At 61.5% G+C, this 13,644-nt stretch carries 14 protein-coding genes; 6 read left to right on the forward strand and 8 right to left on the reverse strand.

Annotated elements, in window-relative coordinates:
- Positions 1-13: 13 nt before the first annotated feature.
- From rssC to CGA22_RS02290, 3 genes are all read right to left on the reverse strand, one after another.
- On the reverse strand, positions 14-496 hold the full coding sequence (gene rssC / locus CGA22_RS02280) for an anti-sigma factor antagonist RssC (RefSeq protein WP_041021915.1): 483 nt from the start codon (positions 494-496) through the stop codon (positions 14-16).
- Complete coding sequence (rssB, locus tag CGA22_RS02285) at positions 496-1,677, reverse strand: two-component system response regulator RssB (RefSeq protein ID WP_041021914.1); 1,182 nt, start codon at positions 1,675-1,677, stop codon at positions 496-498. Before rssB ends, rssC begins: the two co-directional genes overlap by 1 nt.
- Before the next feature lie 343 nt (positions 1,678-2,020).
- Complete coding sequence (locus CGA22_RS02290) at positions 2,021-2,710, reverse strand: VacJ family lipoprotein (protein WP_041021913.1); 690 nt, start codon at positions 2,708-2,710, stop codon at positions 2,021-2,023.
- Positions 2,711-2,912: 202 nt separating this feature from the next.
- On the opposite strand from CGA22_RS02290, the gene CGA22_RS02295 reads away from it, so the two are divergent.
- Together CGA22_RS02295 and CGA22_RS02300 are read left to right on the forward strand one after the other, a co-directional pair.
- The gene (locus CGA22_RS02295) at positions 2,913-3,533 is read left to right on the forward strand and encodes a hypothetical protein (RefSeq protein WP_041021912.1); all 621 of its coding nucleotides are present in this window, start codon (positions 2,913-2,915) and stop codon (positions 3,531-3,533) included.
- Positions 3,534-3,644: 111 nt separating this feature from the next.
- Positions 3,645-3,908, forward strand: a complete 264-nt coding sequence (locus tag CGA22_RS02300) for a DUF4404 family protein (RefSeq protein WP_041021911.1) — start codon at positions 3,645-3,647, stop codon at positions 3,906-3,908.
- 184 nt (positions 3,909-4,092) lie between these two features.
- Here CGA22_RS02300 and queF read toward each other — a convergent pair whose 3' ends face one another.
- Positions 4,093-4,923 carry an NADPH-dependent 7-cyano-7-deazaguanine reductase QueF gene (queF, locus tag CGA22_RS02305; RefSeq protein WP_041021910.1) on the reverse strand — a complete coding sequence of 277 codons (831 nt, stop codon included), beginning with the start codon at positions 4,921-4,923 and terminating at the stop codon, positions 4,093-4,095.
- Positions 4,924-5,161: 238 nt separating this feature from the next.
- On the opposite strand from queF, the gene CGA22_RS02310 reads away from it, so the two are divergent.
- Positions 5,162-5,842, forward strand: coding sequence for a heavy metal response regulator transcription factor (locus tag CGA22_RS02310; protein ID WP_041021909.1), 681 nt, complete (start codon positions 5,162-5,164; stop codon positions 5,840-5,842).
- Positions 5,839-7,191: a heavy metal sensor histidine kinase gene (locus CGA22_RS02315; protein ID WP_041021908.1), complete on the forward strand. Its 1,353-nt coding sequence runs from the start codon at positions 5,839-5,841 to the stop codon at positions 7,189-7,191. The genes CGA22_RS02310 and CGA22_RS02315 overlap by 4 nt, the downstream gene beginning before the upstream one ends.
- A 158-nt stretch (positions 7,192-7,349) precedes the next feature.
- Here the strand turns inward: CGA22_RS02315 and CGA22_RS02320 are convergent, their stop codons facing one another.
- From CGA22_RS02320 to CGA22_RS02330, 3 genes are all read right to left on the reverse strand, one after another.
- Positions 7,350-8,594: a lipoprotein-releasing ABC transporter permease subunit gene (locus CGA22_RS02320; RefSeq protein WP_041020657.1), complete on the reverse strand. Its 1,245-nt coding sequence runs from the start codon at positions 8,592-8,594 to the stop codon at positions 7,350-7,352.
- A gap of 63 nt (positions 8,595-8,657) precedes the next feature.
- Positions 8,658-9,341 (reverse strand): lipoprotein-releasing ABC transporter ATP-binding protein LolD, encoded by a 684-nt coding sequence (gene lolD / locus CGA22_RS02325; RefSeq protein WP_177329223.1) that lies wholly within the window; start codon positions 9,339-9,341, stop codon positions 8,658-8,660.
- 7 nt (positions 9,342-9,348) lie between these two features.
- Positions 9,349-10,599 carry a lipoprotein-releasing ABC transporter permease subunit gene (locus CGA22_RS02330; protein ID WP_041020655.1) on the reverse strand — a complete coding sequence of 417 codons (1,251 nt, stop codon included), beginning with the start codon at positions 10,597-10,599 and terminating at the stop codon, positions 9,349-9,351.
- 94 nt (positions 10,600-10,693) lie between these two features.
- On the opposite strand from CGA22_RS02330, the gene CGA22_RS02335 reads away from it, so the two are divergent.
- Positions 10,694-11,290 carry a PilZ domain-containing protein gene (locus CGA22_RS02335; RefSeq protein ID WP_041020654.1) on the forward strand — a complete coding sequence of 199 codons (597 nt, stop codon included), beginning with the start codon at positions 10,694-10,696 and terminating at the stop codon, positions 11,288-11,290.
- Entirely contained in the window at positions 11,287-12,009 is a 723-nt protein-coding gene (locus CGA22_RS02340; protein ID WP_041020653.1) for a glycerophosphodiester phosphodiesterase, read from the forward strand. Before CGA22_RS02335 ends, CGA22_RS02340 begins: the two co-directional genes overlap by 4 nt.
- Before the next feature lie 42 nt (positions 12,010-12,051).
- Here CGA22_RS02340 and sthA read toward each other — a convergent pair whose 3' ends face one another.
- A complete protein-coding gene (sthA, locus tag CGA22_RS02345; RefSeq protein ID WP_041020652.1) occupies positions 12,052-13,446 on the reverse strand; it encodes a Si-specific NAD(P)(+) transhydrogenase in 1,395 nt (464 codons plus the stop codon).
- Positions 13,447-13,644: the final 198 nt, after the last annotated feature.

Below are 13,644 nucleotides of genomic sequence, written 5' to 3' on the forward strand. Positions count from 1 at the left end.
GGTCATCCCTGGATCAGGGCCGCTCCAGCGCGTTCACCAGGTCATGGAATGCTTCACGATTGGATTCGTTCAGCCCCATGAGGATCTTGTGGGCTTCGAGCACCTTGATCCGCACCTCTTCCTCGGACTGGTCCTGGTCAGGCAGGTCATCCAGGCACTCAGGGCACGGCACCGGGTCGCCCACGATATTGAATACCTGGTCGAAACCCATCGATTGCAACAGACGGGTGATGTCGTTATGGGTGGTGACGACGGTGGGCAGCAAGCCGACCTTCTGCCGCGACAGGATCGACAGTTTGGCCAGCAGGCCAAGGGTGGTGCTGTCGATGCTGCGGGTTTCGGTCAGGTCGATCACGATGGCGCTGAAGTTCAGCGCGGTGAAGATCCGCTCAATAGTCGCATCCAGCGCCGAACACAGGGTCAGGCGCACTTCACCGACAAACTTCAGGACAAATGTGCCGTCCTGCTCGGCGAACTGGATTCTACCAGTACTCATCAAAGGTTCCTGCTCAACACTAACAGGGCGATATCATCCGGCATCTCCCCTAGCGTGGCTAATCCAAACACTTGGCGCAAGCCTTCCAGGCTGCCGCCCGCTGCACTCACCCGTTCAGGCAAGGCCGCTTCTTTCTCTTTGAGTGTAGGCTCTGTCAAAAGGTCCAGAATGCCATCAGACATCAGCGTCAAGCTGAATACCGGCGGCAACTCCAGCACGTGGTCTTCGTAGGTCGCCTCGTTGAACAGGCCCACCGGCAATCCACGCCCTTCCAGATACCGAACACTGTCTGGCGTATACAACACAGGCAACGGCAGGTGACCGCCAATGCTATAGGTCAACAAGCCCGTCTCCTCGTCGATGACTCCACCGACCATGGTGACGTGCTTACCCAGCTTACAACTGATCAGGCCCCGGTTGATATGCCCCAGGACCTCAGACGGCTTGAACTCTGGCAGCGTGCCGTTGCGCTTGGACTCGAACAGCAGCCGCGTGGTCATGAACTTCAACAGCACCGTGACGAAAGCCGACGAGGCACCATGGCCGGAGACATCCGCCAGGTAGAACGCCACTCGTCGCTCATCGACTCGGAAATAGTCCACGAAATCCCCCGACAGGTACAACGACGGGATGATCTGGTGGGCAAAACGGAAATCGTCGACGGCCCAGGGGCTGACCGGCAGCATGTTCATCTGCACCTGGCGCCCGGCATTCTGGTCTTCCTGCAACAGGTTGAGGCTGGCTTCCAGCTCACGGTTGGCGGTTTCCAGCTTTTCCCGATAGCGCTGGTTTTCTACCAACAGCCGCGAACGGTCCAGGGCCCGACGCACCGAGTGCTCGAGCACCGCCAGGTCTTCGAGGGGCTTGATCAGGTAATCCGCCGCGCCCAGGCGCAATGCCTCGACCGCGTCATTCATCACGCCCGCGCCCGACACCACGATGACCGGTGTCTGCGACGAAATCTCGGTGACCTGGCGAATGAGCTCAAGACCGCCCATCTGCGGCATGCGCAGGTCGCAGATGACCAGGTCGGGCTTGTCTTGCTCGAATACCTGAAGACCCTGTTGGCCGTTGCTAGCCTGCAGGACGCTGAAACCACTGTCTTCCAAGTAGGCTGCGAGACTGGCTCGCACCACTTCGTCATCATCGATTATCAGCAGCGTGGCACTGGTTTTTGGCATGTGGGCAAACGGCGCCAGAATTAGGTTGGCGTAGCCGGCTGGGCCATCGGGCCTCGCACGCACTACTGGATTCGCTTTCTAGCCTCTCTGTCGTACCGGCTGCAGGCCTTTGCCCTACACACGACTACATCAGAGGTGCCCTTCTAAGGCGCAGACGGTACTCCCATCCGCGGGGCGTTTCAAGCTCATGCGAATGGCCGCTTGCCGTCTTTATTTGTCAAAGTACAGAGAGTTATAAGAACCGAGCGGAGCGTAACTCAATGGAAGGTTAAACCGGCCAGACGTAGCGCAAAAACACGGAAGGCGGCCATCAGGGCCGCCTTCCGGTTGCCTGCGGGTCGAATCAGAAATCGTCTTCGACCTGGCCATCCTTGACCTTGAACTCGCGGTTCTGCAGGTAGGCATTACGGATGAACACGTACTTGTCGCCGCTCACCAGTTTTTCGGCCGACAACAGGCTGGCGCGGGTATCGACGACGTTCAGGCCGAAGATGGAGTTACGCACCGACACATCGTCGATGTAGGGATAGGGCGTGGTGTAGTTGTCGACGAACTTGGCCGGCGCATCGCGCAGCGTGCTTGGCCCCAGCAACGGCAGCATCACGTAAGGGCCGCTGCCCACGCCCCAGTAGCCGAGGGTCTGGCCGAAATCTTCATCGCTACGCTGCAGGCCCATCTTGGTGCCGACATCGAAGAAGCCCAGCAAGCCGAACGTGGTGTTGAAGATCAACCGGGCCGTATCGACCCCGGCGGCGGCCGGTTTGGCCTGCAGCAGATCGTTAGCCAGGTTGCCCACGTCGCCGATGTTACGGAACATGTTATGGATGCCGTCTTCAAGGAATTGCGGCGTCACGTATTGATAACCCTGGGCCAGAGGCTTGAGCGCGTAGGTATCAACGGTGTCGTTGAAGGTGAAGATCGGACGGTTGATGCTTTCCCATGGATCTTCTTCCGTAGCGGCCTGAGCGGCGAACGGCACCAGCAGCACACTGGCGGAAAGAAACAGCTGAGCTAGGCGATGGCTCCAGCGCATAGGGAAAACTCCTTGGTTCATTCAGGCAAGGGCGCCGAGCCCAGGCGGTAAGATGGTGGGTAGTATAAGGTGGAAAGCGCCGATAGGCAGCATGGAAAAGAAGCTGCTCGTAGGACATTTCCACTACCCGCCCCTTTCATTTCGCTGTCACGGGACTGTCATTCAGGCACGTTAGGCTCGGCATATTTCAAGGATGACCCCGATGCCCCGCGCCGAAGCCCTGCCCCTCCCCGTCCCCAGCCTCACCGCCGTACTGTTTGGTCTTAGCGGGTGCCTGGTGGATTTCGGTGCGCGCACTCGTCATCCAGGGACAACACCGGCCGAGCATGCGCAACCGACACCCGGTGCCCTCGAAAGCCTGCGGCACCTGCAACTTCAGGAAATTCCTTGCGCCTGGCTTGACGAACTGCCGCCAGCCGTCAGTCATGGTCTGGCGGCGTCTTTACCGGCATGGATCAAATCGCCGCAACTTCCTGCAACAAATAATCCGTGGCCGGCCCCTCATGCCTGCTGGCAGGCGCTGATGGCGCTGAACGTCCAGCAATTGGACGGATGCGTATTGGTCAGCGGCGAACCCCGTTTGCTGCAGTCAGGGCTCAACGCCGGTTTGTGGACCATCGGATTGGCCTCATGCGGTTCGCTGTGTGGCCTGACACCCAGCGAATGGCAAGCCCTGAGCCAACAGCAGCGGGAAATCAGGCGCGCCAAGGCCACGGTAGAGCTCTTCAGCCTGGGGGTGCACTCGGTCATCGATCATCTGGGCGAACTGGATACCTGCCTGGCGGATATCAGCCTGCGTCGGCTCAAGGGCGAGAAGCCCTGACCGGGATCATGCACGGAACGCGGGGGTGGATTACTCTTAGGGCATGCCATGGACTTTTGACGCACTGGCGCGGTCCATGGCTGTGCTTATCAATTATGGGAGTTAATGCCAATGGCGCGCCTCGAACTGCAAGAACAACTCAATGCCCTGCGCGAGCAATTGGACCAGAACCCGCCCTTGTCCGAACCTGAGCGCGAAAACCTGCAACAACTGATGGCTCAGATCGAAGCCGAAATCCAGCTGGAGAACACCCTTCAGGACACCAACCTGGTGGATGGCGTGAACCTGGCCGTGGAACGCTTCGAAGTCAGCCACCCAGCCGTTGCAGGGACGTTGCGTAACATCATGCTGACGCTGGGCAACATGGGGATCTGAAACACCGGACAAAGAAAGCCCCGCTCCATCGATGGCGGGGCTTTTTTATACTGCAACCTGAAATGCCATCTTTGTGGGAGCGAGCCTGCTCGCGAAGACGGCAGCACATCCGACCTCAATGTTGCCTGATCCATCGCTATCGCGAGCAGGCTCGCTCCCACAGGGGATCCCCTCTGCCAGGTGGTTACTGCCGAACCAGCCGCAGGTTCGGCAGTTGCACGCTTTCAGTGCTGCGATACGGGTTGATGTCCAGCCCGCCACGCCGGACATACCGAGCATACACCGTCAACTTCTTCGGCTTGAGCAAGCGCTGCAGATCGAGAAAGATCCGCTCCACGCATTGCTCATGGAAATCCGAGTGCTGGCGGAAGCTGACGATGTACGCCAGCAGGCTGGCCGGGTCCAGCGCAGCGCCGCGGTACTCCACGACAACGCTGCCCCAATCCGGCTGACTGGTCACCGGGCAGTTCGATTTGAGCAAGTGGCTGTGCAGGCTTTCTTCGACGATGCGCGACTCATCGCATTGCAGCAGTTCCGGACGGGGGTGTGCGTAGGAGTCGACGCTGATATCCAAGTCGTCGATGCAAACGCCGGGCAGCGCCACGACGCCTTCCCGTTCCACGTCCTTGAGGCTGCGAACCCGCACCTGCACCGGTTTTCCCGCCGCCGCCGAGAGGTCCTGGCGCAGGGTCGCTTCCAGGCTCGCGGTATCGGCGAACGCGGTCTGGTTCAGCGAGTTGAGGTACAGCTTGAACGACTTGGACTCGATGATGTTCGGGGAGTCCGCCGGGATCGCGAACTCGCCGATCGCCACCACCGGCTTGCCGGACGGCAACAGCCACGACAGCTCGAAACAGTTCCAGAAATCCACGCCCTTGTACGGCAGAGTGTCGGCCGTCAGGCCCAGCTCCGCCCATTTTGCGGTGCGCGGAATCGGGAACAGCAGTGACGGCGTGTACGTGGCGATGTATTCGCTGGATTTGCCCAGCGGCGAATGTTCGGCTGCGGGATGCATGACGGAAACCTGACTGAATAATCAGCGGATTCTATCAGCCTTTGCCCAAGCCTTTGAGTGCTTACTGTCTGACGGTCAGTTCACCTTTCATCCCAGCCAACCGGATAAGATTCAGCTTGCGCAAAACCTACCCCCTGTGTGGCTGCCGGCTGACAGCTCGATTACAACTTTGTCAGCTTGCGCCGCAGCCGCGCCTACCGCGGTATAACCTCACGTTGAAACATGCCCTGAGTTGCCCATGAAACTGCTGATCGTCGAAGACCAAACGAAAACCGGCCATTACCTGCGCCAGGGCCTGGGTGAAGCCGGGTTCAACGCCGACCTGGTAACCGACGGCATCAGCGGCCAGCAACTGGCCCTGAGCGGTGACTACGCCCTGCTGATCCTCGACGTGATGTTGCCCGGCCGCGACGGCTGGCAGATTCTGCAAGCGGTCCGCGGGGCCGGGCTGGATACTCCCGTGCTGTTCCTGACGGCGCGGGACGCGGTACAGGATCGGGTACACGGCCTGGAACTGGGTGCCGATGACTACCTGGTCAAACCCTTCGCCTTTTCCGAGTTGCTGGCACGGGTCCGCAGCCTGTTGCGCCGGGGCGGTTCGACACCCCAGGAAACCAGCCTGCAACTGGCGGACCTGCGCCTGGACCTGATCCGCCGCCGTGTCGAACGCAGCGGCCGACGCATCGACCTCACCGCCAAGGAGTTCGCCTTGCTGGAAATGCTCCTGCGCCGCCAGGGCGAGGTATTGCCCAAATCCTTGATCGCCTCCCAGGTCTGGGACATGAATTTCGACAGTGACACCAACGTCATCGAAGTCGCGATCCGGCGGCTACGGCTCAAGATCGATGATGAGTTCCCCAGCAAACTCATCCACACCGTGCGGGGCATGGGATACGTGCTTGAAGAGCGCAGCCTGTGAGGGGCCGGTGGTCGTTGAGTAGCCGACTGGCATTGCTGTTCGCCGCCTGCACCGCCGTGGTATCCTTGTTTGCCGGGGTACTGTTCAGCCGCGCCAGCGAGGCGCATTTCATCGAGTTGGACCAGCAATTACTGGAAGGCAAACTGATCGGCCTGCGTCGCGCCCTTCAGGATCTCGATGCCGAGCAGACCCAGCGCCGCCTGGAAGATGAACTGAGCCGACAGGCCGACCTGGCCCTGCGCATTAAAGGCAGCGACGGCGTCCGTTGGTACGACAACTCGATCCGGATTCCGGCCCAACTGCCCGAAACCCCTGGCCTATTCACCCTCACCGATGCTGACACCGATTACCGCGTCCTGAACGCAGCGCTGTACCCCGACCGCCCGGACTCACCACAACTGACGCTGCTGCTGGACATCACCCACCACCAGCATTTCCTGCAACGCATGCAGCGCCTAATCTGGCTGACCGTCGGCCTGTCGGCCCTGGCAACCGCCCTTCTCGGCGCCTGGGTCGCCCAACGCGGTTTGCAGCCGCTACGCCGCATGGGCGCCATCGCTGGCGGGGTTTCGGCGCGCTCACTCAACGCTCGACTGCCTGAAGACCGCATGCCGGCCGAACTGGCGGAATTGGCCCACAGCATCAACGCCATGCTCGGACGCCTCGATGACGCCTTTCAACGACTTTCGGCGTTCTCCGCTGACATCGCTCATGAATTGCGCACGCCGCTGTCGAACCTGCTGACCCACACCCAGGTCACCCTCACCCGCGAGCGCACCCTGGAGGAATACCGCGAGACATTGCACAGTAATCTCGAAGAGCTGCAATGGATGGCCCAACTGGTCAACGACATGCTCTACCTGGCCAAGGCCGACCATGGCCTGCTGGCGCCACACCGCGAACCGCTGGAGCTGGCGCAGGAAGTGGATGTGCTGCTGGAGTTTTTCGCGCCGCTGGCCGAAGACGCCGGGGTTCGCTTGAGCCGCGAGGGCAGCGGCCGCATCCAGGGGGATCGCGGCATGTTGCGCCGGGCCCTGTCCAATCTGCTGGACAACGCCCTGCGTTTTACCCCCCTGGGCGGTGAAGTAAGAGTGCGAATTGTCGAGACTGCCCAGGCATTGAACGTGAGCGTGGAGAACAGCGGCGAAGGCATCCCGGCGGACTTGCTGCCGCGCCTGTTCGACCGTTTCTACCGTGCCGACCCGGCCCGCCGGGAAAGCAGCAGCGAACATGCAGGCCTGGGCCTGGCGATCACCCGCTCGATCATCCGCGCCCATGGCGGAGAGATCCGGTGTCAATCAACCGAGGGCTGGACGCGGTTCGTGATTGAGTTGCCGAAAGAAGGTTGAGCCGAACGCCAACCCTGTGGCGAGGGGATTTATCCCCGCTGGGGCGCGAAGCGGCCCTAAACCTGCCGACCCGATCTGCCAGATTGAATGGGAGCTTTTGGGGCTGCTTCGCAGCCCAGCGGGGATAAATCCCCTCGCCACAGGGGGCCGCGCTGACCTTACGAATACCGCAACGCCTGCGCCGGCTCGATCTTCGCCGCACGCCACGCCGGGTAGACGGTGGCCAGGAAGCTCAGGATGAAGCCTGCGGCACAGATCAGCACCACGTCGCCGCGCTGAAGCTCCGACGGCAGGTTGCTGACGAAGTACACGTCGGAACTGAAGATGTGCTGACCGGTGACCCGCTCCAGCCAGCCCACCAGCTCACTGACGTTCAGTGCCGCAATCACTCCCAACACACCGCCGATCACCGTGCCGACGATACCGATCACCGTGCCCTGGACCATGAAGATCGCCATGATCTGCCGCGGCGTGGCGCCGATGGTACGGAGGATCGCGATGTCCGCGCCCTTGTCGTTCACCACCATGATCAGCGTGGCGATGATGTTGAACGCCGCCACCGCGACGATCATCAGCAACAGCAGACCGATCATAGTCTTTTCCATTTTCATGGCGCTGAACAGGCTGCCCTGGGTGTGGGTCCAGTCATCGGCCTTGTAGTCCGCGCCCAGGCCAGAGGCGATATCACCGGACACCTTCGGCGCGGCGTACAGATCCTTCACCGCCAACCGCACGCTCTGCACCTGATTCGGCTGCCAGTGCTGCATCTGTGCGGCGTCGGCCAGATGGATCAGGGCCATGGAGCCATCCAGCTCGGCGCCGACCTTGAACACACCCACCACGTTCAGCCGCTGCATCCGCGGCGTGATACCCCCCGGCGCGGTGCTGACTTCCGGCACGATCAGGGTCAGCTTGTCGCCGACGTTCAGACGAAAACGCCGTGCGGTGATTTCACCGATCACCACACCGAACTCACCCGACTTCAAGGCATCGAGCCGCCCCTGGACGATGTGCTGGGCGACAATGGACACCTTGCCTTCCTGGGCCGGATCGACGCCGCTGATCTGGATCGGCTGCATCGAGCCCTTATAGCTCAGCATGCCTTCCATCTCGGTGAACGGCACGGCGGCGGTCACCTCGGGATTTTTCAGCGCGGCGGCGGCCACTGGCTGCCAATCATCGATCGGATTGACCCCGACGATGGTGGCATGGGGCACCATGCCGAGGATGCGCGAGCTCATTTCGCGCTGGAAGCCGTTCATCACCGACAGCACCACGATCATCGCCAGCACACCCAGGGCGAGGCCGATCATCGAGGTCATGGAGATGAACGAAACAAAGCGATTGCGGCGCTTTGCGCGGGTATAGCGCGTGCCGATGAAGATCGATAACGGTCTGAACATTCGCGGAGCACCGTAAAAAAATTAAAGACCCGGCGCGTATCAGCAGCGCCGGGTTGCGGGCGGTCAGATGGGCGTCAGGCAACCTTCCTGCAAATGCAGGACGCGGTCCATCTGCCGGGCCAGGTTCATGTCGTGGGTCACCACCAGGAACGCGGTGCGCATCGAGGTGCTGAGCTCCAGCATCAGGTCCTGGATGCCTTGGGCGGTATGGGAGTCGAGGTTGCCGGTCGGCTCGTCGAGCATCACCAGGCCAGGCTTGTTGACCAGGGCCCGGGCGATCGCCACCCGCTGGCGCTCGCCACCGGACAATTCCGCCGGCTTGTGCTCCAGGCGATGGCCCAGCCCTACCCGCTCCAGCAACGCGGTAGCACGCTGGCGGGCCTCTGGAATCGCGGTGCGGCCGATCAACAGCGGCATGCAGACGTTTTCCAGGGCGGTGAACTCGGGCAGCAAATGGTGGAACTGGTAGACGAAGCCCAGGGAGCGGTTGCGCAACAGGCCACGGCCCTTCTCGTTCAGTGCCGAGAGTTCTTCCCCCGCCAGCCAGACACTGCCGGCGCTCGGCGTATCGAGACCGCCCAGCAGGTTGAGCAAGGTACTTTTGCCCGACCCGGAGGTACCGACAATCGCTACGCGCTCACCGGGATGCAGCTCCAGTTGCAGGCCCGACAACACCACCACCGACTCCGGGCCTTCCTCGTAGGATTTGCCCAGGTTGCGGCAGCTCAAGATCGCTTTTTCACTCATGCCCGACTCACTCATAACGTAACGCCTCCGCAGGCTGGGTGCGCGCGGCACGCCAGGCTGGATACAGGGTGGCGAGGAAACTCAGGATCAACGCAGCGCCGCAGACCATCAACACATCGTCGGCCTGCAGTTGCGATGGCAGGTAGTCGATGAAATACACGTCGGCGTTGAGAAACTTGTGCCCGATCAGGCCTTCCAGGGCTGCAATCGCGGCGCTGACGTTCAGCGCGGCGAACATCCCGACCAGAGCACCGACCAGCGTACCGATCACACCAATGACAGTGCCCTGGACCATGAAGATGCGCATGATTTGCCCCGGCGTGGCGCCCAGGGTCCGCAGAATGGCGATATCACCCTTCTTGTCATTCACCACCATCACCAGCGTGGAAATGATGTTGAACGCGGCGACGGCGACGATCAGCAGCAACAGCAGGCCGATCATGGCTTTTTCCATGCGGATCGCCTGGTACAGGTTGCCGTGGGTGCGGGTCCAGTCCCGGGCGTAGTAACGGTCTTCGCCGAGCTGCTGGGCGATGGTCCACGCGGCACGCGGCGCCTGGAACAAATCGTCGAACTTCAGCCGCAGCCCCTGGACCTGATCCGGTTTCCAGCGATGCAGGCGCGCCAGGTCCTGGAGATTGGTGACGCCCAGGTAGCCGTCCAGCTCCCCGGCGCCGACATGGAAAATGCCGACCACGGTAAAGCGTTTCATGCGCGGGAACACGCCGCCCGGGGTCACGGTGACTTCCGGCGCGACGAAGGTCAGCTTGTCGCCAATGGCCACGCCCAGCTTGGTCGCGGCCTTGTCGCCGATCACGATGCCGAAACTGCCCGGCGCCAGGTCGTCGAGCCGGCCCTGCTGCATGAAGTTGTCGATGATCGACACCTGCCGCTCGAGCCCGGGGTCGATGCCATTGAGCAGGACCTTGGACACCTTGCCGTCGTTGGTCAGCAGCCCCTGCATCTGGGTAAACGGCGCAACGGCCAGCACCTGCGGGTTCTGCTTGACCTTGGCGGCCAGGCTCGGCCAGTCGCTGATGGCTTCGCCGGATTCGACGGTGGCGTGGGGCACCATGCCCAGCACGCGGGTGCGCATTTCATGGTCGAAGCCGTTCATCACCGACAACACGACGATCATCACGACCACGCCAAGGGCCAGCCCGATGATGGATGTCAGGGAAATGAACGATACGAAATGATTGCGACGTTTTGCACGGGTATAACGCGTGCCGATGAATACGAAGAGAGGTCTGAACATGTCGGGGCTTGTTCGGAGGGAAAAGGAACGTCCTTGTGGCGGGGGTCTCAAACCAGCTTTACACTCAGACCACCGCCGCTACCATGGGTTCGCCATGTCGACATTAGATGAAGAAGATCGCCGCGAATACTACCGTATCGAGGACATGATCGCACTGGAAATTCGGCCCCTCTCCATTCCTGAAGCTGCTGGCCAGGAAGTGTTGCAGGATCCCTCTCCATTGTTCAACCTGCTCAGCGAACTGCACCTGAGCGAGTTCGAATCACAGCACCTGCTGCGCCAGATCAGCGAGCGCGAACGCAGCATCGCGGCCTATCTCAAGGTGATGAACAAACGTATCGACCTGCTCAGTCAGATCGTTGCCCTGACCGTGCTCGGCGAAATCGGCGAGCCGCAACCGGTGATCATTTCCGAAGGCGGCATCGACTTCCAGTACCCCACCCCCATTGCCATCGGCGCGCACCTGTCGATCAAGCTGGTGCTCATGCCCCAGGCCCTGGGGCTGTTGCTGCGGGCGCGGGTGACCCATTGCGACCGCAAGGGCGACGGCTACGACGTAGGCACCGAGTTCGAACGCCCGACCGACGCCCAGCGCCAGCTGCTGGCCCGCTACATCCTGCAGAAACAGGCGCAAGAACGCCGCCTGGCGCGGGAACAGAACGAATCAGGTATCAATAAGGAAGAACCGTGACCCTCATTTATGGCCACCGCGGCGCCAAGGGCGAAGCACCGGAAAATACCCTGACCGGTTTTCAGGAATGTCTCAAGCACGGTGTTCGCCGTTGCGAACTGGACCTGCACCTGTCCATGGACGGCGAGTTGATGGTGATCCACGACCCGACCCTCAAGCGCACGACCGATCGCCGGGGCAAGGTGGTGGAGCACTCCGCCGCCGAACTGGTGACCTACGATGCGCGCAAGGGTGGCCCGGGCTGGATCACACCGTGCCCGATCCCACGCCTGGAAGAGCTGTTCGAGAAGTGTGATTTCGAGCATTGGCAACTGGAGGTCAAGAGCGCCTCACGCACTCGGGCGGCAGCCACGGTGCTGGGAATCCGCGAGATGGCCCAGCGCTTCGGCCTGCTGGACAAAGTCACCATCACCTCCAGTTCCCGGGAAGTACTCAAGGCCGCGCTGGAATTGACTCCGGATATCTCCCGCGGATTGGTAGCCGAGTACGCCTGGCTCGACCCACTGAAGGTCGCCCAGAGTTACGGTTGTGAGATTCTCGCGTTGAATTGGACCTTGTGCACGCCCGAGCGCCTGATCAAGGCGCAGCGCCAGGGGCTGCATGTGTCGGTGTGGACCGTCAACGAGCCCGCGCTGATGCGCAGGCTCGCCGACTTTGGCGCTGACAGCCTGATTACAGACTTTCCCGGTTTGGCCACTGCCACCCTCGAGAGTTGCTGAAATCGGTCTCCCCGGCCGGCTCAGGCCACCGGCCGGAGCCGCTCAAAAAAGCCGGTTGAGCCCGTCATAGGCCGCTACCCGATAGGCTTCGGCCATGGTCGGGTAGTTGAACGTGGTATTGACGAAGTACTTCAGCGTGTTCAGCTCGCCCGGCTGGTTCATGATCGCCTGGCCGATGTGGACGATCTCCGAAGCCTGGTAGCCGAAGCAGTGCACGCCGAGCACTTCCAGCGTCTCGCGGTGGAACAGGATCTTCAACATGCCTTGCGGCTCACCGGCGATCTGGGCCCGCGCCATGCTCTTGAAGAATGCCTTGCCCACTTCATAGGGCACCTTGGCCTGGGTCAGTTCCTGTTCGTTCTTGCCGATCGAGCTGATTTCCGGAATGGTGTAGATACCGGTCGGCACGTCATTGACGAAGCGCCAGCTGCCGTTGTCGACGATGCTGCCGGCGGCCGAACGACCCTGGTCGTGGGCGGCACTGGCCAGGCTCGGCCAGCCGATCACGTCACCGGCGCCGTAGATGTTCGGCACACAGGTGCGGTAGTTCTCGTCGACTTCGATCTGGCCGCGGCTGTTGACCTTCACGCCGATGTTTTCCAGGCCTAGGGCATCGGTATTGCCGGTGCGACCGTTGCACCAGAGCAGGGCGTCGGCCTTGATCTTCTTGCCGGACTTGAGGTGCAGGATCACGCCGTTATCCACGCCTTCGACGCGATCGTAATCTTCGTTGTGGCGCACCGTGATGTTGTTGTTGCTGAAGTGATAGCTCAGGGCCTGGGAGATTTCCGAGTCCAGGAAGCTCAGCAACTGGCCACGGTTGTCCACCAGTTCCACCAGCACGCCCAGGCCGCTGAAGATCGACGCGTATTCGCAACCGATCACGCCGGCGCCGTAGACGATGAGCTTGCGCGGGGTGTGCCCCAGGCTGAGGATGGTGTCGCTATCGTAGATACGCGCGTGGTTGAAATCGATGTCGGCAGGACGATAAGGGCGCGAGCCGGTGGCGATGATGATGTGCTTGGCCACCAGCTTTTCCACCACGCCATTGCCGCACACCACTTCCACGGTCTGCTCGTCGGCAAAGCTGCCGGTGCCGAAGAATACGTCGACACGGTTGCGGGCATAGTAGCCGGTACGCGAGGCCACCTGCTTGGAGATCACCTTCTCGGCGCTCTTGAGCACGTCGGGGAAGGAGAACCAGCGCGGCTCGCCGATGGCCCGGAACATCGGGTTGGTGTTGAACTGCATGATCTGCCGGACCGAGTGACGCAAGGCCTTGGACGGGATGGTACCCAAGTGGGTGCAGTTGCCGCCGACCTGGCGACGACTGTCGACCATCGCCACCTTGCGTCCTGCCTTGGCGGCGTTCATTGCCGCGCCTTCTCCCGCCGGGCCGGAACCCAGTACCACCACGTCGTAGTTGTAGACAGCCATGCGTACTCCTCAGAACAGGCCGCGGCACCCGATATGGCACCGACGGCTAAATCACGCCGGGTTGCGGCATGAAGGAACAATTTTGGGCCGGTTCACGCGCCCGGCCGCAGTCTATCGAAGCGTCAACGCCGCGCACATTACCCCTTGGTCGCGTCGTAGGCTAGTTTTGCCTGCGCTATTTCGCCACAGGTAGCCTTT

Origin of the sequence: Pseudomonas sp. PSB18, from assembly GCF_014596565.1 — a bacterium.
Taxonomy (GTDB): Bacteria; Pseudomonadota; Gammaproteobacteria; order Pseudomonadales; family Pseudomonadaceae; genus Aquipseudomonas.

Excerpts from the sequence above, each read along its gene's own strand:
- CGA22_RS02320 (WP_041020657.1), bottom strand. The coding sequence starts at position 8,594 with ATGTTCAGACCGTTATCGATCTTCATCGGCACGCGCTATACCCGCGCA.
- CGA22_RS02330 (WP_041020655.1), bottom strand. The coding sequence starts at position 10,599 with ATGTTCAGACCTCTCTTCGTATTCATCGGCACGCGTTATACCCGTGCA.
- CGA22_RS02300 (WP_041021911.1), top strand. The coding sequence starts at position 3,645 with ATGGCGCGCCTCGAACTGCAAGAACAACTCAATGCCCTGCGCGAGCAA.
- CGA22_RS02290 (WP_041021913.1), bottom strand. The coding sequence starts at position 2,710 with ATGCGCTGGAGCCATCGCCTAGCTCAGCTGTTTCTTTCCGCCAGTGTG.
- CGA22_RS02295 (WP_041021912.1), top strand. The coding sequence starts at position 2,913 with ATGCCCCGCGCCGAAGCCCTGCCCCTCCCCGTCCCCAGCCTCACCGCC.
- CGA22_RS02310 (WP_041021909.1), top strand. The coding sequence starts at position 5,162 with ATGAAACTGCTGATCGTCGAAGACCAAACGAAAACCGGCCATTACCTG.
- sthA (WP_041020652.1), bottom strand. The coding sequence starts at position 13,446 with ATGGCTGTCTACAACTACGACGTGGTGGTACTGGGTTCCGGCCCGGCG.
- CGA22_RS02335 (WP_041020654.1), top strand. The coding sequence starts at position 10,694 with ATGTCGACATTAGATGAAGAAGATCGCCGCGAATACTACCGTATCGAG.
- rssC (WP_041021915.1), bottom strand. The coding sequence starts at position 496 with ATGAGTACTGGTAGAATCCAGTTCGCCGAGCAGGACGGCACATTTGTC.
- queF (WP_041021910.1), bottom strand. The coding sequence starts at position 4,923 with ATGCATCCCGCAGCCGAACATTCGCCGCTGGGCAAATCCAGCGAATAC.
- lolD (WP_177329223.1), bottom strand. The coding sequence starts at position 9,341 with ATGAGTGAAAAAGCGATCTTGAGCTGCCGCAACCTGGGCAAATCCTAC.
- rssB (WP_041021914.1), bottom strand. The coding sequence starts at position 1,677 with ATGCCAAAAACCAGTGCCACGCTGCTGATAATCGATGATGACGAAGTG.